The organism is Nocardioides sp. Z50_6, from assembly GCF_058215755.1.
The window spans coordinates 877,711-901,370 of sequence record NZ_JBZAJB010000002.1 but is presented as its reverse complement, the minus strand read 5'-3'; the positions used below and the strand labels follow the sequence as shown (position 1 = coordinate 901,370).

Here is a 23,660-nt window from a genome sequence, read left to right as displayed (position 1 = left end):
CGAAATGAGAGCGACAGCCCGGGCGCCTGGACCGAGCCTCGCCAGGCACCGGTCCTGGGTCAATGGAACAAGCAGCCAAGATCCGGATGGCGGATGGGTGGGTGAGATGGCCCTCCGGACACATGGGTGCGTCACCAGCGTGCAGCGAAGGAGCCTCATGGAGCGGGTCACCGGCATCGGCGGGGTGTTCTTCAGAGCAGAGAATCCCAGCAAGCTCACGGCTTGGTATGCCCAGCATCTGGGCGTCGACCCGCCGCCGCAGTCGTATGAGACCCCGTCTTGGTGGCAACAGCCAGATCCAGCTCTGGCAACCCGCGGGAGCCGATCTGCGCGGTGCCCCATGAGGCGGCCGCGCTGGCCCACCCCCACCTGCAGATCTGAGATGGCTGCTCCAGCATCCTCGACGCCGCGTGCTCGCCTGCCGGGCCCGTTGAACACGTTCCACTGCTCATCGGTCAGACCGGGAGCGGGGGCGGCTTGCCGTGATAGATGCGGCCGTTGCTGGTGAAGCCGCGGATCTCGGGGCCACCGGCGGAGAAGCCGACCCAGCTTGTCCAGCCGGGTGCCTCCTTGACCTGGTTGCAGGCCTCGCAGAGCCCCTGACCGTTCTCGAAGCTGGTCGGACCGCCCTCGCGGTCCGGGACCACGTGGTCGAGGTGCCGGATGGGGGCGTCGCACCACGGCGTCCGGCAGGTCCCGCCGTCGCGCAGCCGGATCATCTCCGCGAGCAACCCGTCGAAGCAGCGCCTCGGGCGCTCCATGGCGACCAGCTGTCCGTCGTCGGGGAGGGCGAAGAGGCGCCGCACGGTGACCTCGTGCCGCGCGAAGGCCTCCCCGAGCAGCTGACGGCAGACCTCCACCGGCAGGTGGCCCGACTCCGGGACCCAGGCCGGGTCGTCGCAGTCACCCCACAGGCTGGAGAGGCTCATCACGAGCCGCAGGTCGATCCGTCGCGGAGCTACCGGGTCGATGCCGGTCACCCGCTCGACGAGGACGTCGGCGCGGACCTGGTCGGCGGTCCGCGGGTCCCCCGCGGCCCGGGCGGAGGCGGCGGCCTCCTGGAGTGCCTTCATCACCGGCCCGTAGTGCTCGGAGCGGACCACCGCGGTGATCCGCCCGGTGCCGTCGCCCAGCAGCCTGCCGGCCACGTGACGTCGGGCGCGGGCCCGGACCATCCGCCTGGTCGCCGCCTCGGAGTCGGCGGCGGTGACCAGACGACGGAGCAGCTCGCGGAGTTGGTCGGTGCCGAGGGTGGCGGCACAGCCCGCGCCGGTGCCGGCCCACAGGTCGGCGTCGACCCGGGTGCGGTCCTCCCGGCTCAGGTCGTCGGTCTCCCGGACGATCAGCAGGGCGCGCTCCTCGGTCAGCTCGCCACGCTCCAGCGCCGCCAGGGTCAACGGCAGCTCCTCGACCAACGCGGTGGCCGCCCCCACCAGGAAGCGGCCGCGGGCCGGTGACTCCCGTCGAGCCAGCCCGAGCTGGCTGCCGATCACCGGCTCTGCCGCGGCGCGGCGACGCTCCCGCGCCGCGAAGGCGGCGGTGACCCTGGCCTGGGCGGCGGCCGCCGCCGCCTTGAGTGCCTCCAGGGCCTCGACCTGGGCCAGGCACTCCGAGGTGCGGGCCGGGGCGGCGCCGACGTCCGCCAGGCTGCTCGCCAGCGCGGAGAGCGCCTCGCTGGACCAGGCCTCTCCGTCACCCGCGGGTGGGAGCATGGGGCCGGTCTCCGCGTCCCAGCACCGCACCAAGGTCTCGATCATGTGTTCGAGAATAGTCGTAATCGCCGACACTGCGGCTCGTCATCCACAGGCAGTCACGGCTCAGGTGAGGGCCACCTCGGTCAGCGTGAAGCCGTCCCAGTGCACGAGCATCACCAGCTCACGGTGAGCGGCGCGCAGCCTGAGGACGGCGTCCCGCACGGGTGAACGTGGGGCCGCCCCACTCGCCCTGGCCCGGATCTCGCAGGTCTGCCCGCCCGAGGTCGTCCACTTCGTCCAGCCGGGAAGGATGCCGGCCGCGGAGGCGACGGTGCCAAGGCCCAGCAGCGCACCGACGCAGGCGCTCGCGTCCACCCGCTCCTAGTGCGGCACCACCATCGGCGTCCCGGCGACCGGGTCGGGCACCACGGTGCAGGCGAGCCCGAAGACCTCCTGGATCAGCGCGGCGTCCACCACCTCGGCCGGGGCCCCCTGGGTCACGATCCGCCCCGCCTTCATCGCCACCACGTGGTCGGCGAAGCGGCACGCCTGGTTGATGTCGTGGAGCACGGTGACCACGGTCCGCCCCTCGTCGCGGAGCCGGGCGAGCAGGCCGAGCAGCTCGTACTGGTGGGCGATGTCGAGGAAGGTGGTCGGCTCGTCGAGGAGCAGGTACGGCGTCTCCTGGGCGAGCACCATCGCGATCCAGACCCGCTGGGCCTGGCCGCCCGAGAGCTCCTCCACCTGCCGGTCCGCCAGGTCGTCGACCCCGGCGGCCGCCATCGCGGCGACGACGGCCACCTGGTCCTCGGCGGTCCAGGCGGAGAGCAGCGACTGGTGCGGGTAGCGGCCGCGCCGCACCAGCGCCTCCACCCGGATCCCCTCCGGCGGGACGAGGCCCTGGGGCAGGAAGCCCAGCTCGCGGGCGACGGCGCGTGGGCGCAGCCGGCGCACGTCGGTGCCGTCGAGCTCGACCCGCCCGGCGCGCGGCTGGAGCAGCCGGACGAGCGAGCGGAGCAGCGTCGACTTGCCGCAGGCGTTGGCGCCGACGATGGCGGTGAACGCCCGGTCGGGGACGGCGAGGGAGAGGCCGCTGGAGACCGTCCGCTCCCCGTAGCCGAGGGTCAGGTCGTGGGCCTGCAGACGGGTCATCGTCTCACTTCCTTGACGAGCAGCCAGATGAGGTAGAGCCCGCCCAGCGCGGTGGTGACGACGCCGACCGGCAGCGGCACCGGCCGGGTGAGCACCTGGGCGAGGAGGTCCGCGGAGACCAGGAGCAGGGCACCGGTGAGCGCGGCGGGCACGAGCGGGACGCCGGCGCTGCCGGTGAGCCGCCGGCCGATCTGCGGTGCCGCCAGCGCGACGAAGACGATCGGTCCGGCCGCCGCCGTGACCGTCGCCGTGCAGGCCACCCCGATCGCCACCATCGCCAGCCGGTGCCGGCCGAGCCGGACCCCGGTGGTGACCGCGACCTCGTCGCCGAGCGCGGCCTGGTGCATGGCCCGGCCCTGGGTGAGGAGCAGCAGCGCCAGCACCCCGACCACCGCGAAGGGCAGACGCGCCTCGTCCCAGTCCATGCCGTTGAGCGACCCGGCGCTCCAGGCGGTGGCCGCGATCGCGACCTCGAGCTCGGCGCGCAGCACGATCCAGGAGTTGACCGCGGTCAGCATCGCGTTGACCGCGATCCCGATCACGATCAGCCGCAGCCCGCTGAAGCCCTGCTTGAGGGAGAGCAGGTAGATGACCAGCGCCGTGGCCGTCGCGGAGAGGACCGCACCGGTCGCCAGCTGCCCCGAGGTGCCGCCGAGCAGGGCGACCACGACGAGCGCGCCGGTCCAGGCACCGGCATCGAGCCCGATCACGTCCGGGCTGCCCAGCGGGTTGCGGGTCAGGTTCTGGAAGATCGCGCCGGCCAGGCCCAGGGCCACGCCGAAGACGACGCCGGCGGCGACCTGCGGGAGCCGCCACTGGGTGATCACGAACGCCTTGTCCCCGCGCCCGAGGAGGCCGGCGAGCGTCTCCGACGGGGTGGTCCAGGTCGATCCCTGGCAGAGCGCGGTGAAGGCGACGGCCACGATGGCCGCCGCGATCAGCGCGCAGGCCACCGCCTCGCGTCGCGTCATGCCGGTCGCGATCACAGCGCCACCGCGCCGTACCGGCGGACCACCCAGATGAGCACCGGGCCGCCGAGGAACGCCGTCACCAGGGCGACCGGCACCTCCCCGGTGGGCAGCAGCACCCGCGCCACCACGTCGGAGAGCAGCACGAGCGCCGGGCCGAGCACGAGCGTCAGCACCATCAGCCAGGCGATCGAGCCCCGGGCCGCACGCCGCGCGAGGTGGGGGACGATCAGCCCGACGAAGCCGATCGGGCCGGCGACGGCCGTGGCCGCTCCGGCCAGCAGGGTGACCAGCGCGATGGTGAGCACCCGGGTCCGCACCACGTGCGCCCCCAGGGTGTGGGCGAGGTGCTCGCCCAGCGCCACGGCGCCGAGGGCCCGGACCAGCATCAGCGCCCCGACGAGCCCGGCACCGATCGCCAGCAGCGGCAGGCCCAGCGCGACCTGCTCACGCCCGGCGAGCGAGCCGACCGACCAGAAGCGGTAGCTGTCGAAGACGTCCGGCATCGCCAGCCGCACCCCGAGCGTCACCCCGGCCAGCACCGCGGAGAGGGCGACGCCGGCGAGCACGAGGCGCAGCGGCGAGGAGCCACCCACTGCGTAGACCACCACGGTGGCCACCGCGGCGCCGACGAAGGCGGCGAGCAGCATCGCGGCCTGGGAGTCGACGCCCCACAGCGCCACCGCCATCACGATCGAGAACGACGCGCCCGCGGTGACGCCCAGGATCCCCGGCTCGGCGAGCGGGTTGCGGGTCAGCGTCTGGACCAGCGCACCGGAGACGGCGAGCGCCGCCCCGACCGCCAGGGCGAGCAGGGTGCGGGGCAGGCGGACGTCCCGGACGACGACGTGGTCGTCGGTGCCGGCGTAGTCGGTGAAGGCGGTCACCACCTCCGAGAGGGGGACCGGTCGCGACCCGACGCACAAGCTGAGCACGGCCAGTGCCGCGAGCAGCAGGACCGCTCCCAGGAGCGCCGGGAGCCTCAGGCGGGGGGTCTCACTCATCCAGCCCGGCGACCCCGCGCTTCCAGTAGCCGGTGACCAGCGCCTCCGTGGCGTGCTCCTTGCCCCAGGCGCGCAGGGGCTTGACGTCGCCGGCCTCGCCGGCCGCGAAGAGGAAGGTCCGACCGTGGGCCGAGAGGTCCAGCGCGCCGACCTCCTCGGCCAGCCGCGACCCCGCGCTGCGGTCGAGCCAGCGCACCCGTACGCCGTCGCGCGCGGCCAGCGGGTAGTCCCGCTCGTGGGCGTGGTCGACGTCGACGAAGGCGTCGGCCGACACGTTGGCCGGCGACTCCTCGAGCCAGCGCGCCAGCGCCGGGAGCGCGGTGGTGTCGACGGCGAAGACGTAGTGGTCGTAGGTCTGCGCGAAGGCCTTCGCCCCGGGCGGGCCGGCCACCACGACGTCGTCGCCCGGCCGCACCGCCCGCACCCAGTCCGACGCCAGGCCGCCGTCGTGGACCACGAAGTCCAGGTCGAGCTCGAGGGCGTGGGCGTCCCAGCGCCGCACCGTGTACTTGCGCGTGGGGGGCAGCGGCCGGGGCCAGTCCAGCTCCGCGTCGGCGTTGGCGACCGGGTCGTGGCGGGTGCCGTCGGGCATCGCGAAGACCACCTTCACGTGGTCGTCGGCCTGGTAGGTGTGGAAGCCGGCCAGTCCGGCACCGCCGAGGGTGAGCCGCAGCATCGACGGCGTCACCGCCTCGACCCGCACCACCTGGGCCGTCCGCACCCCGATGGGGTAGCCGATCCGGGTCACGCCCTCGCCGGCGGCCGGACGCGCCGCGTGGTGGGCGGCGACCCGCTCCGCGGCGCGGTCGCGCTCCATCGCCCGGCTCACGAGAGCAGCGGCTCGAGCGCGGTGTCGAGGGAGTCGAGCGCCTTCAGCGCGGAGCCGAAGGTGACCGCCTCGGTGTAGCGGATGCCGAAGACGTTGCCCTCCTTGACGGCCGGCAGGTTCTTCCACAGCTTGTGCTCGAGCACGTAGGCCACCGCCTCCGCCGGCTTGCCGTCGGGCCCGAGGGTGTAGGTGATCGCGTCGGCCTCGCCGAGCTTCTCGGGGAGCTCCTCGATCGAGGGGTACTCGGTGACCGCGTCGGCACCCTCGCCCGGCTCGCTGGGCTCGCCGTAGTAGTCGACGCCCATGTCGACCGCGATGTTGGTGCCCCACGAGCCGGCGTACTCCCGGTGGAAGCTGCCCGCCGAGACGTCGCCGTAGGCGCCCACGTGGCCGAACTGCAGGTCGGCGAGCACGTCGCCGTACTTCTCGGAGAGCTCCTCGGCCCGCTCCTCGTAGGTGGCCCGGGTGGCCTCGAAGCCCTCGCTGGCACCGGCCGCGTCGGCCTGGCGCTCGGAGAGCTCGCGCCAGGAGTCCGGGGCGCTCGGGCCCAGCACGACCACGGGGGCGATGTCCTCGAGGCGGTCCATGTCGAGGTCGACCAGCGCGGGGGCGGGGACGCCGATCACGATCAGGTCGGGCGACGCCTCGGCGATCGCCTCGTAGTTGGTCTCCGCGGCGCTCTCGCCGGCGACCTTGTCCAGCTCCTCGTAGGTGGCCAGCTGCTCATCGGTCATCATCGCGGTGCCGCGGGACCACTCCGAGATGCCCACCAGGTCGGCGTCCGACTCGATCAGCACCGGCACGGCGTAGCCGGTGGCCACCACGCGCTGCGGGTCGGCGGGGATCTCGATCTCGCCGTTGTCGGCGCTGAAGGTGCGGGTGCCGGACTCCGTCGCCTCGGTCTCGTCGGCGTCGTCGCCGCAGGCGGCCAGGCCCAGGACGAGGAGACCCGTGAGGGCGGCGGCGGAGGCGCGCGCGCGGGCGCGGCGAGTGGGGCGGGCAGTCGTCATGGGCTCTAAGGTAAGGCTTACCTACTGAGGTTTGATGTCGCGGAGAGGACACCTGATGTCGCCGAAAGGACACCGTGACACCTGGGTCGAGGAGTTCGGTCACGGCCTCGGCCCACCCACCGGCGTCCTGGTGCTCCGCTACCCGCCGACCTGGGGGGTGCCCCACTTCGCCGAGGCCCGCGACGACCTGAGGCACCAGCTCTTCTGGTCACCCGACGGCGTGCTCGCGGTGCGCCGCGGCGCCCGACTGACCCACATCGCCCCCGACCAGGCCTTCTGGGCGCGACGGGGCTCCACCCTCGAGGTCAGCGGCTGCGAGCTCCAGACCGTCCACGTGGTCTGCCTGCGCCAGGCGCCGGCCACCCTGATGGAGGTGGCGGCCGCGAGCGTCCCGTTCGGCGAGGAGGCCGCCCGGGCGGTCCGCACCCTGTGCCGCGCCGACCTCGACCACGAGCTCGCCATGGAGCTGAAGGACCGGCTGCTCGCCGACCTCGGCGCCCCGGTCCCGCTGGAGCACACGGCGCGCGGCAGCGGCCTGGCCCGCCAGGTGGCGGCCGCCCTGCTCAGCGATCCCGGCGACCCCACCGAGCTGACCGTCTGGGCCGAGCGGCTGCACGTCGCCACCAAGACCCTGCAGCGCGACTTCGTCCGCGAGTACGGCGTCCCGTGGTCGACCTGGCGCACCCGGATGCGGTTGGAGGCGTCCCGGGCGCTGCTGGGCCTCCGCCCGGTGGGCGAGGTGGCGCACCGGGTGGGCTACGCGAGCGCGTCGGCGTTCGTCAGCGCCTTCCGGCGCGAGTACGGCGAGACCCCCGCGCGCTGGGCGGCCCGCTCGCGCCTCAGCGGTAGGTGAACTCGCAGACCCGGTCGTCGCGGTCGGTGTCCCAGAGCCACGGGCGGCCGCTCTTCACCCAGTAGGCGTAGGCGACGTCGTAGCTGTAGCCCGCACGCTTGAGGCTGTCGCAGGTCTGGCCCGACAGCCCCGCGGCGATCTCGGCCGCGCTGGGCGGCGCCGGGCTGGGGGCCTCCTCGGGCGGAGCGGCGGACGCGGTCGGCGTCGGGGTCGGCGTCGGGGTGGGCGGCGCGGGTGTGGGTGTCGGGGCGGGCGGCTCGGTCGGCGACTGCGTGGGCGGGGCCGCCGTCGGGGTCGGGGTCTTGGGTGACTTCGGCTTCGGCTTGCGGGTCTTGGGCGCCTTGGGCGTGGGGGTGGCCGACGGCGTGGGCTGCGCGCTGGGCGCCGTGCTCGGCGAGGCGCTGGGCGACTCGCTCGGCGACGCGGTCGGCGACGCGGTCGGCGACATCGTGGGCGACGCGCTGGGCGACGCGCTCGGGGACTCGCTGGGCACCTCGGTCGAGGACTCGCTGGGCGCGAGGGCGGCCTTGCGGGCCTCACGACGGGCCTGGCGACGCGCCTTCTTGTCCTCGGGGCTCTCGTCCAGGGACTCGGCGGCCTCCTCGGGGGTGGGGGCGAGGCCGGGCGGCTGGAACGGAGCACCGTCGGCGGCCACGTCGTCGTCGGGCGAGAGGCCGATGAGCACCATCGCGCCGACGAGCACCAGCACCGCCAGCAGCGCGAGGATCCCGGCCCGGGAGGCACCCTCCGACTGGTGGGGGACGGGGGTGCCGGCAGCGGCCAGCAGCGGGACCCGGCCGGGCAGCGGGGGGTGGATCTCGGGGACGAGCTGTTGGAATCCGCAGTCAGCGCACCACTGCGTCCCCGCTTGTACCTGCATGCCGCACCTGGGACACCCCATGGCAAAAACCCCCCTCAAGATTCGTGAGCCAGGTCACCTTAGCGCCGATCTCTACCGGGCGGTAACGAAACGGCCCAGTCTCAGGCGAGGCACTCCTGGGTGGCCGCGCCGAGGGAGGCCTTGATGTCGGGATCGACGCGCTCGAGGTCACGCTCGTGGTAGGCGAGAGCGTCGTCGAGGAAACCCGCCGCGATCAGCCTCCCCAGGCCGACCTCCTCCACCCAGCGCCCGGCGATGCAGCGCGCGTTGTCGTGGTCGACCATCAGCTGGTCGACGAAGGAGGCGGCGACGCTGTTGACGGCACGAGCCTCGGGGTTGAGGCTCGCACCATCCGCGCCCGCCGAGCCCCCCGCGCCGTCCGAGGCACGCACGCCCACCGAAGCGGCGGTGACCGGCGCCGCGGAGGACTCGCGGTCGATGAGGAGCAGGGTCCCGACGACCCCGACCGCCACGGCCGCCGCCAGACCGGCCGCGCCGACGAGGCGGGAGCGCCACGAGCGCCGACCGCCGTCGTCGGCGCCGGTGCCGGTGCGCGCCGCGGGCACCGGCACGACCCGTGGGTCACCGGCGCCGGCCAGGGTGCGGGCCCGGCGCAGGACCTCGACGACCTGACGGGCCGAGGCGGGGCGCCGACCGGGCTCCTTGGCCATGGTCCGGGCGAGCAGCGCGTTGAGCTCCAGGACCAGGGGCGAGCCGCCGGCGAGCTGGCGCGGCGGCTCCTGCAGGTGAGCGGTGGCCTGCTGGAAGTCGGTGGTGCCGGCGTACGGCGGCTCCCCGGTCAGGGTCGCCCACAGCACGCAGCCCAGCGAGTAGAGGTCCGAGGAGCGCGACGGGGTCGCCCCGTTGTGCAGCTCGGGGGCCGACCAGCGGGCGCTGCCGGGGGCGATCGGCAGGTTGCCGTGCGCCGTCCCGAAGTCGGTCAGGCAGGCGCGGAAGCCGTCTCCCACGCGGCGCAGCATCACGTTGGCCGGCTTCAGCGAGCCATGGACCAGGCCCGCCTCGTGGGCGTCGACCAGACCCTGGGCGATCTCCAGGACGAGCTGGAGGGCGAGGTCGAGGGGCGGCGGACCGTGCAGGCGCAGCATCCGCTCCAGGTCGCCGTCGGGGACCAGGTCGCTGACGACGTAGAGCTGCCCGGCCTCCTCGCCGTAGCCGCGGACCGGCAGCACGTGCGGCGACTCCAGGCCGGCGAGCGTGCGCGCCTCGCGGGTGAACCGCGCCCGGAACGCGCGGTCCTGGGCGAGCTCGCCGGGGAGCAGCTTGAGGGCCACTTCGGGCGCACGGCCCGGCTGCTGGGGCACCGCCGCGTGGACGACCCCGACGCCCCCGCGACCGAGCTGACGCCCGACCACGTAGGGGCCGATTCGCGGAGATGGCAAGGTCACGGGCGCCTTCTACCCGGGTGGGTGAACCCGAAACCATCTTCGGGCAAAATCTTGCGCCGGGTCAGAAGACCAGCGCGGTGCCCGGGTCGGCCAGGATGCCCGCGACGTCGGCGAGGAAGCGCGAGCCCTTCTCCCCGTCGATGTGGCGGTGGTCGAAGGAGAGCGCCAGCGTGGTGACGTCCCGGGCCACGATCTCGCCGGTCTCCTCGTCGACCCAGGGCCGCTTGCTCACCGCCCCGAGGCAGATGATCGCGGACTCGCCGGGGTTGATGATCGGCGTGCCCGCGTCGACGCCGAAGACCCCGACGTTGGTGATGGTGAAGGTGCCGCCGCTCATCTCGGCCGGCTGGGTGCGGCCCTCGCGGGCGGTCACGACCAGCTCGCCCAGGGCGCGGCCCAGCTCGGCCAGCGACATCGCGTCGGCGTCCTTGATGGTGGGCACCACCAACCCACGCGGCGTCGCGGCGGCGATACCGAGGTTGACCCGGCCCCGGTAGAGGACCTCCTGGGCCTCCTCGTCCCACCAGGAGTTGATCTCCGGGGTACGGCGCATCGCCAGGATGCAGGCGCGGGCCAGCACCAGCAGCGGGCCCACCCGCACGTCGGCCAGCTCGCGCCGTGCGCTGAGCCGCTCCACCAGCTGGACGGTCCGGGTGACGTCGACGGTGATCCACTCGGTGACGTGCGGCGCGGTGAACGCCGAGCTGGTCATCGCCTGGGCCATCGCCTTGCGCACGCCCTTGACCGGCTCGCGGTGCTCGCGGGCCTGCGGCGTGGGGCGGTCGGCGTGGGACCGGGGCGCCGCCGGGGCGGCCGCCTGCTGGACGTCGTCGCGGGTCACCGCGCCGCCCGGCCCGGAGCCGGTGAGCGAGGCCAGGTCGACACCGAGGTCCTTGGCCAGCTTGCGTACCGGCGGCTTGGCCAGCGCCCGGACGCCGCCGCGCGCCGGGGCGGGTTCCGGCTCGGGCTCGGGCTCGGTGGCCGGGACCGGCGACTCGTCGGCCGGTGCGACGGGCTGGGACTGCGCGCCACCGGGCGCGAAGGCTCCCTGCAGCTGGAGCTGTGCCTGGGCGCCCGCCTCCGACGACGGCGACGCGGAGCCCTTGCGGGCGCGGCGCTGGGGACCGCGGTCGGCCTTGTTGCGGCCCACCAGGGACTCCCCCTCGCCGCCGCCGCTGGCGGCGGGGTTGGAGAGGTCGATGTCCATCGGCGCGGCTCCCGGCACACCGATCGAGATGATCGTCGTCCCGACCTCCACGGTCTCCCCCACCGCGGCCATCAGGGCCAGGACGGTCCCGGCGAACGGGGAGGGGAGCTCCACGATCGACTTGGCGGTCTCGATCTCGCAGATGATCTCGTTGATCTCGACCTGGTCACCCTCCTTGACCCTCCAGGAGACGATCTCGGCCTCGGTGAGGCCCTCACCGACGTCGGGCAGCTTGAACTCGTGCATGGGTCGGCTCCTCAGAAGTGCAGCGAACGGTCGACGGCGTCGAGCACCCGGTCGAGGTCGGGGAGGAACTCCTCCTCGATCCGCGACGCCGGGTAGGGGGTGTCGAACCCCCCGACCCGCAGCACGGGCGCCTCGAGGGAGTAGAAGCACTCCTCGGTGATCCGGGCCGCCAGCTCGGCCCCGAGGCCGAGGTTGACGTGGGCCTCGTGGGTGACCACCGCCCGGCCGGTGCGCCGCACCGACTCCAGCACCGGCCCCATGTCGAGCGGCGAGAGGGTGCGCAGGTCGATCACCTCCAGCGACCTGCCCTCCCCCGCCGCCGCCTCGGCCGCCGTCAGCGCGGTCTTGACGGTGGGGCCGTAGGCCAGCAGCGTGAGGTCGTCGCCGCGACGTACCACCCGCGAGGCGAAGAGCGGGCCGGGGGCCTGCGACTCGTCGAGCCGGGCCTTGTCGGCGTGGTACTGCCGCTTGGGCTCGAGGAAGATGACCGGGTCGTCGCAGGCGATGGCCTGCTGGATCATCCAGTAGCCGTCGACCGGGTTCGAGCAGGCCACCACCTTCAGGCCCGGGGTGTGGGCGAACTGCGCCTCGGGGGACTCCGAGTGGTGCTCCACCGCACCGATGCCGCCGCCGAACGGGATCCGGATCACCAGGGGCATCTTCGACCGCCCCCGGGAGCGGTAGTGCATCTTGGCGACCTGGCAGACGATCTGGTCGTAGGCGGGGTAGACGAAGCCGTCGAACTGGATCTCCACCACCGGGCGGTAGCCCCGCAGCGCCATCCCGACCGCGGTCCCGACGATCCCGGACTCGGCCAGCGGGGAGTCGATGACCCGGTCCTCGCCGAAGTCCTTCTGCAGGCCGTCGGTGATCCTGAAGACCCCGCCGAGCTTGCCGACGTCCTCCCCCATCACCAGCACCTTGGGGTCGTCCTCCATCGCCTTGCGCAGGCCCATGTTGAGGCCCTTGGCCAGGGTGATCATCGGCGTGCCCCGTCCTCGAAGGTCTCCAGGTAGGCCGCGTAGCCCTCGCGCTGGACGCGCAGCTCCTCGGTCTCCTCGGCATAGACGTGGTCGAACATCTCCAGCGGCTTCGGGTCCGGCATCGCCTTGCACCCCTCGCGGAGCACGTGACCCAGCTCGTCGGCCTCGTCCTTGAGCTCGGCCACGAAGTCGTCGTCGACCAGCCCGTTGCGGCGCAGGTAGACCTCGACCCGCGAGATGGGGTCGCGCAGCTTCCAGCGCTCCACGTCGTCGGAGAGCCGGTAGCGGGTCGGGTCGTCGGTCGTGGTGTGGGCGCCCATCCGGTAGGTGTAGGCCTCCACCAGAGTCGGGCCCTGCCCGTCGCGGGCGCGCTGCAGCGCCGCCTCGGTCACCGCGTAGGTCGCGAGCACGTCGTTGCCGTCGACCCGGACGCCGGGGAAGCCGAAGCCCAGGGCCCGCTGGTAGAGCGGGATCCGGGACTGCCGCTCGATCGGCTCGGAGATGGCCCACTGGTTGTTCTGGCAGAAGAAGACCACCGGGGCGTTGTAGGAGGCGGCGAAGATGAAGGCCTCGTTGACGTCGCCCTGGCTGGAGGCGCCGTCGCCGAAGTGGGCGACCACCGCCGCATCCCGGTCGGGGTCGCCGGTGCCGACCACGCCGTCGCGCTGCATGCCCATGGCATAGCCGGTGGCGTGCAGGGCCTGGGCGCCGATCACGATCGTGTAGAGCCCGAAGTGCTTCTCCTCCGGGTCCCAGGAGCCGTGGTCCACGCCGCGGAAGAGGCCGAGCAGCGCCAGCGGGTCGATCCCGCGGCACCAGGCGACGCCGTGCTCGCGGTAGGTCGGGAAGACGTGGTCCTGGGGGCGCAGCGCCCGGCCGGCGCCGATCTGGGCCGCCTCCTGGCCCAGCAGCTGGGCCCAGATGCCAAGCTCGCCGTGGCGCTGGAGCGCGGTGGCCTCGGTGTCGATCCGGCGGGTCAGCACCATGTCGCGGTAGAGGCCGCGCAGCTCCTCGGCGGTGAAGTCCCGGTCGAACTGGGGATGGTGGGTGCGCTCCCCCTCCGGGGTGAGCAGCTGGACCAGCTCGGGTCCCCCGTCGGACTGGGAGGGGCCGAACACCTCGGCCAGGTCCGGACCGAAACCATGATGGCTCACGTGCACTCCTTCGTGTCGCGCGGCCTCCCGGGGTCTCCGTCGGGTCGCTCGCCGCCGGTGCCGGTCGGGGTGTGACCCGCACCACAGGGCTCGTAACTTACCGGGAGGCTCCAGCAGGTGACCAGCCGGGCTGGGCCGGCGCCGACGCGGCGGTGTGCGGGCGGGTGCGGAGCGTCTCGTTGGGCAGCACCCCGAAGGCCTCGCGGTAGTGGGCGGCGAACCGGCCCGCCTGGCTGAACCCCCACTGCGCCGCCACGTCGGCGACGGTGACCCCGCTGTCGAGCTCGGCGGCGGCCAGGTCGCGGTGCGCCCCCTCGAGCCGGACCCGGCGCAGGTAGGCGGTGGGGCTGGTGTCGTGGTGGCGGACGAAGGCCTGCTGGAGCGCCCGGACGCTGATGCCGGCGGCCTCGGCGATGTCGCCGACCCGCAGCGGCGAGCCGGCGTTCGCCTCGATGAAGGCGGTCGCCCGGGCGACCGGGTGCTCGGCGTCGACGCCGCCGGTCTCGGCCGCCCCCGTGGTCGGGCGGACGCCGAAGGTGGACAGCGCCGCCTCGGCCAGGCGCCGGGCCACGTCGTCGAGGGAGTGGCCGCCATCGCGCAGGTGCTCGGTGATCTCGCGGTTGGCGCGCCGGACCGCCTGGCGCCACCGCTCCGTGGCCGTGCCGGCCGGCACCGGACCGCGCGGCAGGCTCAGGTCCTCCACCGCGACGCCCGCGGCCTGGGCGAGCAGCTCACGACTCAGGGTGACCACCCCGACGTTGACCGACCTGCTCACCGAGAGCGGGCTGCTCACCTCGTCCATGGCGACCAGGTCGCCGGGGACCAGGCGGGTGACCTCGTCGCCGTCCTCCAGGGTGAGGGTGCCGCCGAGCACCTCGATCACCTGCACCGGGCCGGGCACGGCGGTGGTGGTGAAGCGCAGGCTCGAGGTGTGGGCGAAGCGTTCGACGCGGAAGTCTTCGGAGCGCACCCCGTTGACCTGGAGGGAGAAGCGCGGGCCGAACTCGACTCGGCCCAGGCTGCCCCAACGGTCCCGCAGGAACTCCTCCGCGCTCGCCAAGTCGCTGGTCGCGAAGCGGTGTGGTCGGACCTCCATCCTCCGGGCGTACCCGCAAGGACGCCACGCCATTCATCTACGGTGCTCCCATGGGCTGGGGTCACGGGCACGGACACGGGGGCGCGCCCGGACACGCGGGCGCTCGTCACCGCTGGCGCCTGGTGGCGTCGTTCGTCCTGATCGGCTCCTTCTTCGTGGTCGAGCTCGTGGCGGGCCTGGTCGCCGACTCCCTGGCGCTGCTCTCCGACGCGGGCCACATGGCCGCCGACGTGGTCGCGCTGGGCGCCGCCCTGGCTGCCACCCGGATCGCGGTCCGCCCCGACCGGAGCGGGCTGCGCACCTACGGCTCCTACCGCGCCGAGGTCTTCGCCGCCGGTCTGACCGTGCTGCTGATGCTCGGTGCGGCGGCCTACGTCGGCATCGAGGCGCTGCGGCGAGTGGGCCGGGAGGTCGAGGTCGCGAGCGGGCCGATGCTGGTGGTCGGCGCGCTCGGCCTGGTCGCCAACCTGGTGGCCCTGGTGCTGCTCCGTGGTGGCGCCCGGGAGTCGCTCAACGTGCGCGGCGCCTACCTCGAGGTCGTCGCCGACACCCTCGGCTCGGTCGGCGTGCTGGTCGCCGGGGCGCTGGTGGCCACCACCGGAGAGGCCGGCTGGGACACCGCGGTGGCGATCGGCATCGCGCTCTTCGTGGCGGTCCGCGCGGTGCTGCTGGGTCGCGAGGTGCTGGCCGTGCTCGGCCAGCACGCGCCCGCCGGGATGGTGCCCGCCGACGTCGAGACCGCCCTCGAGGCGGTGCCGGGCGTGCAGGAGGTGCACGACCTCCACCTGTGGACCCTGACGTCGGGGATGAACGTGGCCACCGCCCACCTGGTCGCCGCGGACGCCCCGTCCGAGACCGTGCTCCGCGACGCCCGCTCGGTGCTGCGGGAGCGCTTCGGCGTCGAGCACGCGACTCTCCAGGTCGAGAGCAACGGCACCGACTGCGGCGAGGTCAGCTGGTGAGAGCCCTCGTCCTGGCCGTCCTGGTGACGGCGTCGTTGCTGGCGCCCCTCACCCCCGCCGCCGCGGGCGTGCCGCGGCCGGTGCTGCCGGGCAACTTCGCCGACCCGGCGGTCGAGAGGTTCGGCGGCGGCTACGTCGGGTTCGCCACCGGGGAGCGGGCCCCGCGCGCGTGGACCAGGAGCCGCAACGGGACCTGGCGCCCGCACGGGCCGGCCCTGGTGCGGCTGCCGTCATGGTCGCGGCGCGGCGACATCTGGGCCGCCGACGTGAAGAAGGTGCGCGGCTGGTGGCTCCTCTACTACTCCGCGCCGGTGCCCGGGCTCGGCGAGTACGGCCGGTGCATCGGGGTGGCCAGGTCGCGGCATCCGCTGCGCGGCTTCAAGCCCGTCGGCGGACGCCCACTGGTCTGCCCCGCCTACGTGCGCCAGGTGCCGACCGCCCAGGACCCGCTGCTGCCCCGCGACCCCACCCTGCCCCGCGCCGGGGTCATCGACCCGTCGCTCCACCTCGGCGAGGACGGCCCGGTGCTGCTCTACAAGACCGACCGGATCCCGTCCTCGATCCGGGCGGTGCCGCTGACCCGCGGCGGCACCGCGGTGAAGCGCGCGGCGGTGAGCGTCGAGCTCTACCGCTATCCGGGGGTGGTGGAGAACCCGGTGCTGGTGCAGCGCCCCGAGGGGTGGGTGCTGCTCCTCTCCGAGGGCGACTACACCCGGTGCAGCTACCGCACCATCTGGCTGCGCTCGGCGACCCCCACCGACTGGAGCGCCGCGGAGTCGGGGGTGCTGCTCGACCGGGAGACCACCGGGCTCTGCGGACCGGGCGGCGCCGACATCGCCGGCAAGCGCCTCTTCCTGCACGGCTGGGTCTGCCACGGGAAGCCGAAGCCCTGCGCGTCGGGCTTCGACTGGTCCAAGAAGGAGCGCCAGCGCGGCCAGCGGGCCATGTATGCCGCCCGCCTGCGCTGGGTCGGCGGCCTGCCGACCGTGACCGGGTGGCTGCGCCGCTGATCGGGTACCCACCCGGCATGGACCTCGTCGCTCTGCTGGCCGCCGCGGGCCGCGCCGCGTTCCGGCTCGGCTCCCGGGCCCGCGGGGCACGCTTCTTCCACCCTCGCGGGGTGACGCTCGTGGCCCGGCTCCGGGTCAGCGGCCAGGGTCCGCTCCCCGTCGGCGAGACCGACTGCCTGGTGCGGATCTCCAAGGCCCTCGGCACCCCGGGCGACGCGCCCGACATCCTCGGTCTGGGGCTGCGCTACGCCGACCGCGACCGGCCGGTCGACGTCCTGGTGGCCAGCAGCGCCGGTGGCCGGGGCTGGCGGCGCTCCACCCTGTGGCCGGCGGGCGCCTGGGGTGCGGTGAGCCTGACCTCGCTGCTGGCCTGGGAGTCCGAGGACGGCGTCCGGGGCCGCGTCGTGGTGGAGTCCGACGACCCGCGCCTGGCCACCCCCGACGTGCACGACGTCGTGGCGCTCCTCCCGGCCCTGTTCCAGGTGCGCGTCGACGGGGTGGACGGTGTCCTGCAGCGCGGGGAGCTGGAGCTCACCGGCCCGGAGCGCCCGGCCGTCGACTTCGACCCGGTGCTGCACGAGCCGCCCGGCTGGCACTTCGTCCCGCGCTGGGTGGCCCGGGTGCGGGCCGCCTCCTACGCCGGCAGCCGGGAGGGGCGGTCGAGCCGTTCCAGCAGCCCCGTCGCGTCGTGCGGGGCGAACCCCTTCGCGTCGTTGTCGAAGTAGACGAAGACGTCCTGGCCGGCCTCGGACCACTCCCGGCACCTGCGCGCCCAGGCGTCGAGCGCCGCGGCGGAGTAGCCGCTGGTGTAGAGCTCGGAGTCGCCGTGCAGCCGGACGTAGCGGAAGTCGGCGGTGTCCTGCTCGACCCGGGGCCAGCGACCCGCCGTGTCGGCGAGCACGCAGGCCACCCCGTGCTCGCGCAGCAGGTCGTAGGCGCGGTCGGTGACGAACGTCGGGGAGCGGAACTCCAGCGCGTGGCGCACCGGGAGGTCGGCCTCGGCCACGGTCAGCGCCCGGTCCTCGGCGAGCTTGTCGTCGTGTCGGGCGGCCAGCCGCGCGAGCTCCTCGGTGGTGCGGGGCAGCCGGGAGAGGAAGTCGTCGAGCACCTCGGCGTCGAAGGCGAGGTTCGCCGGGAGCTGCCAGAGCACCGGACCCAGCTTGGGCCCCAGGGCCAGCACGCCGGAGGCGAAGAAGTTGGCCAGGGCGGCGTCGACGTCGCGCAGCCGCTTGAGGTGGGTGATGAACCGCCCGCCCTTGACGGCGAAGACGAAGTCGTCCGGGGTGGCCTCACGCCACGCGGCGTACGAGCTGGGGCGCTGGAGGGAGTAGAAGGACCCGTTGATCTCGATGGAGGTGAGCCGGGAGGCGGCGTGCTCCAGCTCGCGCCGCTGGGGCAGCCCCTTCGGGTAGAAGTCGCCCCGCCAGCCGGCGTACCGCCAGCCACTGATGCCGATCCTCAGCTCGCCACGTCCCATGGCCTCCCCGTACCCCCGATACCCTCGCGGCCATGACCTCGGCTCCCCCGCGCAGGATCGTCCTGGCCGCGATAGCCAAGGACGAGGGGTCCTACCTGGTGGACTGGATCCACCACCACCTGCGCGCCGGGTTCGACGAGATCGACCTCTTCCTCAACCGGACCAGCGACACCTCGGTGGAGATCCTGGAGGCGGTCCGCGCGGTGGAGCCGCGGGTGCACTACCGCAACGCCGACCGGATGCTCGACAGGTGCCTGGCGACGGGGCGCAACTTCCAGCACCGGGCCTACGCCCAGCTCGCGCGTCGCGCCGAGCAGCGCGGCGCCACCCACGTGGCCTTCCTCGACCTCGACGAGTACTGGGTCCCGCGCGACCTGACCACCCCGGTCGGCGCCTTCGTCGGCGGCGACGAGGAGGTCGCCGTCGTCTCCTTCCCCTGGTGCCTCGACGTCCCCGACGACGACGCCGCGCCCTTCCGGCACCCCTTCGCGAGCCGGCCCGCCCTCCAGCTCGACCCGCACGTCAAGTCGGTGGTCCGGCTCGGTGACCGGGTCCGCCAACTGCGCACCCACACCGCGCGCACCCACAGCGGACGACGGCTGCTGGTCCGCGAGCCCTTCCCGCTGACCGACGAGGAGGCGCAGCAGTGGGGCAGCCTGGTCCCGGCCGACTGGCTCGCGGAGCGCTGCCACACCCTGCCCGAGGCGTTCGTGCTGCACGCGGTGCACCGCTCGCCGGTGGAGTATCTCGGCTCCCTGGCGCGCGGGCTGCGACAGACCGGCAGCGAGATCGCGGTCAAGGCCAACCGCCCCGGGTTCGTCGCTGCCGGCACGCCGGTGCTGCCCTTCCCCGACCTGCCCGGCCCGCTGGCCGACCACGCCCGGTCCCTGGCCGCCTTCCGCGCCCGGGTCGGGGCCGGGGCCGCCGTCGCGCGGGCGCAGCAGGCCCTGACGGAGCGCGGCGAGGCCCTGGTCGTCGCCGCCGCCGAGGACCTGGGCGTGCTGCAGCAGCTGCGGGCCCCGGCCCGCGGTCTCACCCTCCCGCTGCTCGACGCCCGGCGCCCCGGGTGGGACCACCGGCTGCCGTGGTGCGTGGACGAGGTGTCCGGGAGCGTCGCCACCGGCTGGGCCTACGACCCGCGGGGGCGTCCGCTGGAGTTCGCGGTGCGCGCCGCCGGGTCGCCGCAGGACCGGCCGGTGCGGGCCACCAGGCTGCCGCGGCCGGACGTGGTCGCCGGCCACCCGGCCGCCCCGCCGGGCTGCGGCTTCGCGGTGGAGCTGGCCGACGACGCCGGCGCGGTCGAGGCCGACCCGGTGCTGCGGGTGCGTCCGGCCGGCACCGTGCTCTGGGAGGAGTGGCCGCTCTAGCGCGCTCCCGGCCCCAGCCGCTCGCGCCCGTGGGCGCTGTGCCACGACTCGAGCTCGGGGCCCTTCGGGATGATCCCGGACGGGTTGATGTCGGTGTGCACCACGTAGTAGTGCGCCTTGATCTGCTCGAAGTCGACCGTCTCGCCGAAGCCGGGGGTCTGGAAGAGGTCGCGGGCGTAGCCCCACAGGTTCGGCATCTCGGTGAGCTTGTTGCGGTTGCACTTGAAGTGACCGTGGTAGACCGGGTCGAACCTGACCAGGGTGGTGAAGAGCCGCACGTCGGCCTCGGTGATCGCCTCGCCCATCAGGTAGCGACGGTCCGAGAGCCGCTCCTCCAGCCAGTCCATCGCGGTCCAGAGCCGGTCGTAGGCGTCGTCGTACGCCTCCTGGGAGCCGGCGAAGCCGCACCGGTAGACGCCGTTGTTGACCTCGGTGAAGATCCGCTTCATCACGGTCTCCATCTCGTCGCGGACGTCGTCGGGCCACAGGTCCGGGGCGTCGGGGCGGTGGTGCTCGCGCCACTCGAAGAACAGGTCGTGGGTGATCCACGGGAAGTCGTTGGTGACGACCTGCGTGGTCTCGACCTCGACCATCGCGGGGACGGTGATCCCCTTGGGGTAGTCGGGGTACCGGTTGAGGTAGGCCTCCTGGAGGCGCTCGATCCCGAGCACGGGGTCGCGCCCGCCCGGGTCGCGGTCGAAGGTCCACGAGCGCTTGTCGTGGGTGGGGCCGGGCTTGCCGACGCTGATCACGTCCTGCAGGCCGAGCAGCTCGCGGACGATCAGCGACCGGTTGGCCCACGGGCACGCGGGGGCGGCGACGAGGCGGTAGCGGCCCGGCTCGACCGGCCAGACCTGCACGCCGTCGCGGCCGCCGTACTCGGCGTCGTGCGGGTCCCGGGGACGCTCCCCGGCGAGGATCCGGTCGGGGATGTAGTCCATGTCCCGCTCGAACGCCTTGCCCTTCTCGGTGTAGGTCGGGGTCAGGTCGGCGCTCATGGCCTCGACCCTAGCCCGGCCCCCGCGAGGGTCAGCCGGCGACTCGGGAGCGAGCGCCGGCCTCGTCCCAGCCGCTGGGCAGGGTGGTCGCGGCCCAGTCGGCGGGGGGCGTCCAGGCGGCCCAGGAGCGGTCCCACCACTGGTTGCGCCACGAGAGCATCGACTCGATCCCGGCCGCGACGCCCCGGATCTGCTCGGCCTGCGCGGCGTCGTAGCGGCCCTGGGCCACCCGCTGCTCGAAGGTGGTGTCGGGCAGCCGCTTCCAGCTGCCGTCGGGGGCCATCTCGAAGTCGAGGCCGTGGCCGAGGGTGTCGAAGCCACGCGGGTGGCGGCGGATGGGCTCCTGGAGCAGGATGCGCCAGCCCTCGAACTCGCGCTGCGGGCCCTTCCAGGACAGCTCCACGGCGTAGGCGTCGTCGGGGCGCTGGAGGACCAGCTTGCCGTGACCGCTCCAGGCGCGGCGGCCGGCGGACTTCCACGGGTGCTCCCAGCCGAGCGACTCGGCGGCGCCGAAGCCCAGCTCGGAGCCGGAGGGCAGGAAGACGGCCAGCAGGTCGAAGGAGTCCTCGACGACCCGGACGGACCAGCCGATCCACGGCTGGCCGCGCAGGATCTCACGTCGCACGACGACGTCACCGGGCTTCCACGTGGTGCTCATGGGCAAGACCGTAACCCGCCGGGCCGGAGGGAGGCGAGACGGGACCGGGTACTGATCGGTCACATCACCTGCTCAGGGGGTGACCCGCCGGGCCAGCTCCACGATCCGCTCGCACGCCTCGGGCTCCCCGATGCTCACCCGCACGCCCTCGCCGGCGAAGGGCCGCACCGTGATGCCCAGCTCCTCGGCGGCCGCGACCAGCTCCGGCGTCCGCTCGCCTGCGGGGAACCAGACGAAGTTGCCCTGGGCCTCAGGGATCCGCCAGCCGGCCTCCCGGACGCCCGCGAGGACCCGCTCGCGCAGCCCGACCAGCGCCTCGACCCGCTCCAGCAGCTCGGGCTCGGCGGCCAGCGACGCGATCGCCGCCGCCTGGGCGACGTGGCTGACGCCGAAGGGCAGCGAGACCGCCCGCAGCGCCGCGGCGAGCGGGGGCTGGGCGATCGCGTAGCCGATCCGGAAGCCGGCCAGCCCGTAGGCCTTGGAGAAGGTGCGGGTGGAGACCACGTGGGGGTGACGGCGTACGCAGTCCACCCCGTCGACCGGGTCGGCCATCCGGACGAACTCGGTGTAGGCCTCGTCGACCACCACCAGCACGTGCCGCGGGACGGCGTTCAGGAAGGCCTCGAGCTCGGTCGCGGTGACCGCGGGCCCGGTGGGGTTGTTGGGGGTGCAGACCAGCACCACCCGGGTCCGGTCGGTGATGGCCGCCGCCATCGCGTCGAGGTCGTGGCGCCCCTCGGGGGTCAGCGGCACCGGCACCGCGACGGCCCCGGCCACCGCGATCGCGATCGGGTAGGCCTCGAAGGAGCGCCAGGCGTGCACCACCTCGTCGCCGGGGTCGCAGAAGGCGCTGACCAGCTGGTAGATCAGCCCCACGCTGCCGGTGGCGACGGCCAGGTGGTCGGTCGGCACCTCCAGCCGGTCCGAGAGCGCCTCGTAGAGCGCGGCGCTGCCCATGTCGGGGTAGCGGTTCACCTGCGCCGCCGCCTCCACGGCGGCCTCCAGCACGCCGGGCAGCGGCGGGTAGGGGTTCTCGTTGGAGGAGAGCTTGTAGGTCGTCAGCCCGGGACGCGGGGTCGGCGGCCGGCCGGCGACGTAGGCCCCGAGGGCGGAGACGGCGCTCCGGGGGCGGGGGGTCTGGTCCATGCCCGTCACCCTAGTGACGCCGCCGCCAGGGCTGGAGGATGAGGGTCAGGGCCAGCCCGACCGCCGCCCCGAGCAGCGCCCCGGTGGAGTTGTCGACCACGTCGGTGACGTCGCAGGAGCGGTCGATGCGGGCCAGCTCGAGCTGGGTCAGCTCGATCAGCACCGAGTAGCCGACCAGGCCGGCCAGGCCCAGCGGCACCAGCACCCAGGCCGCCCGCCAGCGCCCCAGGCCGAGCACCAGCAGGGCGCCGGCCGGCACGAAGAGGGCGGTGTTGAGCATCCGCTGGGTGCCGCTGAAGATCCAGAACCCCTCGGGCGCCGGCCCCCCGTAGTCGGTGGAGCAGACCTCACCCCCGGGCTGGGCCGGCACCAGGGTCGTGGTGCCGGTCGGCGGCACCAGGGTGACCAGGGCGATGACCACCAGGGCCCACACGAAGCCGGTCAGCGCGAAGGCCGTCACGGGCCCCAGCCATCTGGCCAGGATCAGCCCGACCAGGGCCAGGAAGAGCCCCGAGACCGCGGCTCCTCCCACCATCAGCGCCGCGGCCCCCACCTCGATCATCGACAATCAGCCTACCTGCGGGACAATGCACCTATGGCTGCCCCGCGCCGGATCGGCGTCTCCCTGGTGGTCCTGGGCGCGGTGCTGTTCATCATCAACTCCGGGGTCTCCCGGGTCGCCCTGCGCAACGGGATCGAGTCGCTGGAGCTGACCTCGCTGCGGATCACCGGCACCTTCGTCACGCTGCTGGTGATCGCGGCGCTGTGGCAGCGCTCCGCTCTCCGGCTGCCCCGTGGCCGCCAGGTGCCGCTGGTCCTCGGCCTGGGCCTCGTCGGGGTGGCGCTGCTCCAGCTGTGCTACTTCGTGGCGCTCGACCGGTTGACCATCAGCCTGGCGCTGCTGCTGGAGTACCAGGCGCCGATCCTGGTGGCGCTGTGGGCCAAGTTCGTCCAGGGCGCCCGGGTCACCGCCCGCCTCTGGTGGGGCCTGGGCCTGGCGGTGGCCGGGCTGGCCGCGGCCACCGAGATCTGGGAGGGCGCCTCCTTCGACTCCCTGGGGGTGCTCGCAGGGCTGGGGGGCGCCGTCTGCTTCGCGGCGTACTTCCTGCTCGGCGAGGCCTGCCACGAGAGGGGCATGTCGTCGGTCCAGGTGATGCTCTGGGGCTTCGGGGTCGCCACCGTGGCGATGAACATCGCCTCGCCGGTGTGGAGCGTGAAGGCCGACTTCGCCGCGTCGGTCTCGCTGCAGGGCAACCTCGACCACCTCTCGGTGCCGCTGTGGCTGGTGCTCGCCTGGGTGGTGCTGCTCGGCACCCTCGCCCCCTTCGGCGTCGAGCTGGTCGCGCTGCGCTTCATCCCCGCCACCCTGGTCACCGCGATCGCGATGCTGGAGCCGGTGGGCGCGGCCGCCCTGGGCTGGGCCTGGTACGCCGAGAGCCTCAGCGCCGTGGCCGTCATGGGCTGCGTGGCCGTGGTCGCCGGGATCCTGCTGGCGCAGACCGCCCGCGCCACCCACCCCGAGGACCCCGTCGCGCTCACCTGACCCCGCCCACCCGGGCG

The 23,660-nt window shown here is 74.1% G+C and carries 24 protein-coding genes; 6 read left to right on the top strand and 18 right to left on the bottom strand.

Going from position 1 to position 23,660, the window contains the following annotated elements; all coding sequences use genetic code 11:
* Positions 1–455: 455 nt before the first annotated feature.
* The 7 genes from AC4BGE_RS09065 to AC4BGE_RS09035 are packed head-to-tail and all read right to left on the bottom strand — an operon-like array spanning position 456 to position 6,657.
* A complete protein-coding gene (locus AC4BGE_RS09065; RefSeq protein ID WP_490575068.1) occupies positions 456–1,757 on the bottom strand; it encodes an HNH endonuclease in 1,302 nt (433 codons plus the stop codon).
* A gap of 60 nt (positions 1,758–1,817) precedes the next feature.
* Positions 1,818–2,069, bottom strand: a complete 252-nt coding sequence (locus AC4BGE_RS09060; protein ID WP_490575067.1) for a hypothetical protein — start codon at positions 2,067–2,069, stop codon at positions 1,818–1,820.
* Positions 2,070–2,075: 6 nt separating this feature from the next.
* On the bottom strand, positions 2,076–2,846 hold the full coding sequence (locus AC4BGE_RS09055; RefSeq protein WP_490575066.1) for an ABC transporter ATP-binding protein: 771 nt from the start codon (positions 2,844–2,846) through the stop codon (positions 2,076–2,078).
* Positions 2,843–3,817, bottom strand: a complete 975-nt coding sequence (locus AC4BGE_RS09050; protein ID WP_490575065.1) for a FecCD family ABC transporter permease — start codon at positions 3,815–3,817, stop codon at positions 2,843–2,845. Before AC4BGE_RS09050 ends, AC4BGE_RS09055 begins: the two co-directional genes overlap by 4 nt.
* Before the next feature lie 11 nt (positions 3,818–3,828).
* Entirely contained in the window at positions 3,829–4,818 is a 990-nt protein-coding gene (locus AC4BGE_RS09045; protein ID WP_490575064.1) for a FecCD family ABC transporter permease, read from the bottom strand.
* Positions 4,811–5,647, bottom strand: a complete 837-nt coding sequence (locus tag AC4BGE_RS09040; RefSeq protein ID WP_490575063.1) for a siderophore-interacting protein — start codon at positions 5,645–5,647, stop codon at positions 4,811–4,813. The genes AC4BGE_RS09045 and AC4BGE_RS09040 overlap by 8 nt, the downstream gene beginning before the upstream one ends.
* Positions 5,644–6,657, bottom strand: a complete 1,014-nt coding sequence (locus AC4BGE_RS09035; protein ID WP_490575062.1) for a TroA family protein — start codon at positions 6,655–6,657, stop codon at positions 5,644–5,646. The genes AC4BGE_RS09040 and AC4BGE_RS09035 overlap by 4 nt, the downstream gene beginning before the upstream one ends.
* Before the next feature lie 55 nt (positions 6,658–6,712).
* Between AC4BGE_RS09035 and AC4BGE_RS09030 the strand changes: the two genes are divergently transcribed.
* Positions 6,713–7,510: an AraC family transcriptional regulator gene (locus AC4BGE_RS09030; protein ID WP_490575061.1), complete on the top strand. Its 798-nt coding sequence runs from the start codon at positions 6,713–6,715 to the stop codon at positions 7,508–7,510.
* On the opposite strand, the gene AC4BGE_RS09025 is transcribed toward AC4BGE_RS09030, so the two are convergent.
* From AC4BGE_RS09025 to AC4BGE_RS09000, 6 genes are all read right to left on the bottom strand, one after another.
* Positions 7,497–8,390, bottom strand: a complete 894-nt coding sequence (locus AC4BGE_RS09025) for a hypothetical protein (RefSeq protein WP_490575060.1) — start codon at positions 8,388–8,390, stop codon at positions 7,497–7,499. The genes AC4BGE_RS09030 and AC4BGE_RS09025 overlap by 14 nt on opposite strands.
* A 101-nt stretch (positions 8,391–8,491) precedes the next feature.
* Positions 8,492–9,796 carry a serine/threonine-protein kinase gene (locus AC4BGE_RS09020; protein ID WP_490575059.1) on the bottom strand — a complete coding sequence of 435 codons (1,305 nt, stop codon included), beginning with the start codon at positions 9,794–9,796 and terminating at the stop codon, positions 8,492–8,494.
* 61 nt (positions 9,797–9,857) lie between these two features.
* Positions 9,858–11,249, bottom strand: a complete 1,392-nt coding sequence (locus AC4BGE_RS09015; RefSeq protein WP_490575058.1) for a dihydrolipoamide acetyltransferase family protein — start codon at positions 11,247–11,249, stop codon at positions 9,858–9,860.
* Between the two features lie 11 nt (positions 11,250–11,260).
* The gene (locus tag AC4BGE_RS09010) at positions 11,261–12,232 is read right to left on the bottom strand and encodes an alpha-ketoacid dehydrogenase subunit beta (RefSeq protein ID WP_490570885.1); all 972 of its coding nucleotides are present in this window, start codon (positions 12,230–12,232) and stop codon (positions 11,261–11,263) included.
* The gene (gene pdhA / locus AC4BGE_RS09005; RefSeq protein ID WP_490570886.1) at positions 12,229–13,392 is read right to left on the bottom strand and encodes a pyruvate dehydrogenase (acetyl-transferring) E1 component subunit alpha; all 1,164 of its coding nucleotides are present in this window, start codon (positions 13,390–13,392) and stop codon (positions 12,229–12,231) included. The genes AC4BGE_RS09010 and pdhA overlap by 4 nt, the downstream gene beginning before the upstream one ends.
* 91 nt (positions 13,393–13,483) lie before the next feature.
* A complete protein-coding gene (locus tag AC4BGE_RS09000) occupies positions 13,484–14,482 on the bottom strand; it encodes an AraC family transcriptional regulator (RefSeq protein ID WP_490570887.1) in 999 nt (332 codons plus the stop codon).
* 122 nt (positions 14,483–14,604) lie between these two features.
* Here AC4BGE_RS09000 and AC4BGE_RS08995 point away from each other — a divergent pair, with 122 nt between their 5' ends.
* Genes AC4BGE_RS08995 through AC4BGE_RS08985 form a run of 3 tightly spaced genes read left to right on the top strand, consistent with a single transcriptional unit; the run spans position 14,605 to position 17,179 of the window.
* Positions 14,605–15,444 carry a cation diffusion facilitator family transporter gene (locus AC4BGE_RS08995; RefSeq protein WP_490575057.1) on the top strand — a complete coding sequence of 280 codons (840 nt, stop codon included), beginning with the start codon at positions 14,605–14,607 and terminating at the stop codon, positions 15,442–15,444.
* Complete coding sequence (locus AC4BGE_RS08990; protein ID WP_490575056.1) at positions 15,441–16,454, top strand: family 43 glycosylhydrolase; 1,014 nt, start codon at positions 15,441–15,443, stop codon at positions 16,452–16,454. The genes AC4BGE_RS08995 and AC4BGE_RS08990 overlap by 4 nt, the downstream gene beginning before the upstream one ends.
* Before the next feature lie 17 nt (positions 16,455–16,471).
* Entirely contained in the window at positions 16,472–17,179 is a 708-nt protein-coding gene (locus tag AC4BGE_RS08985) for a hypothetical protein (protein WP_490575055.1), read from the top strand.
* Here AC4BGE_RS08985 and AC4BGE_RS08980 read toward each other — a convergent pair.
* Complete coding sequence (locus tag AC4BGE_RS08980; RefSeq protein ID WP_490575054.1) at positions 17,089–17,931, bottom strand: DUF72 domain-containing protein; 843 nt, start codon at positions 17,929–17,931, stop codon at positions 17,089–17,091. The genes AC4BGE_RS08985 and AC4BGE_RS08980 overlap by 91 nt on opposite strands.
* Before the next feature lie 32 nt (positions 17,932–17,963).
* Here AC4BGE_RS08980 and AC4BGE_RS08975 point away from each other — a divergent pair, with 32 nt between their 5' ends.
* Entirely contained in the window at positions 17,964–19,298 is a 1,335-nt protein-coding gene (locus AC4BGE_RS08975) for a glycosyltransferase family 2 protein (RefSeq protein WP_490575053.1), read from the top strand.
* On the opposite strand, the gene AC4BGE_RS08970 is transcribed toward AC4BGE_RS08975, so the two are convergent.
* From AC4BGE_RS08970 to AC4BGE_RS08955, 4 genes are all read right to left on the bottom strand, one after another.
* Entirely contained in the window at positions 19,295–20,296 is a 1,002-nt protein-coding gene (locus AC4BGE_RS08970; protein WP_490575052.1) for a glutathione S-transferase family protein, read from the bottom strand. The genes AC4BGE_RS08975 and AC4BGE_RS08970 overlap by 4 nt on opposite strands.
* A 31-nt stretch (positions 20,297–20,327) precedes the next feature.
* Positions 20,328–20,954: a DUF402 domain-containing protein gene (locus AC4BGE_RS08965; protein WP_490575051.1), complete on the bottom strand. Its 627-nt coding sequence runs from the start codon at positions 20,952–20,954 to the stop codon at positions 20,328–20,330.
* Positions 20,955–21,026: 72 nt separating this feature from the next.
* Complete coding sequence (gene hisC, locus AC4BGE_RS08960) at positions 21,027–22,100, bottom strand: histidinol-phosphate transaminase (protein WP_490575050.1); 1,074 nt, start codon at positions 22,098–22,100, stop codon at positions 21,027–21,029.
* A gap of 10 nt (positions 22,101–22,110) precedes the next feature.
* A complete protein-coding gene (locus AC4BGE_RS08955) occupies positions 22,111–22,662 on the bottom strand; it encodes a VanZ family protein (protein WP_490570896.1) in 552 nt (183 codons plus the stop codon).
* A gap of 33 nt (positions 22,663–22,695) precedes the next feature.
* On the opposite strand from AC4BGE_RS08955, the gene AC4BGE_RS08950 reads away from it, so the two are divergent.
* Positions 22,696–23,643, top strand: coding sequence for an EamA family transporter (locus AC4BGE_RS08950; RefSeq protein ID WP_490570897.1), 948 nt, complete (start codon positions 22,696–22,698; stop codon positions 23,641–23,643).
* The last annotated feature ends 17 nt before the right edge of the window (positions 23,644–23,660 follow it).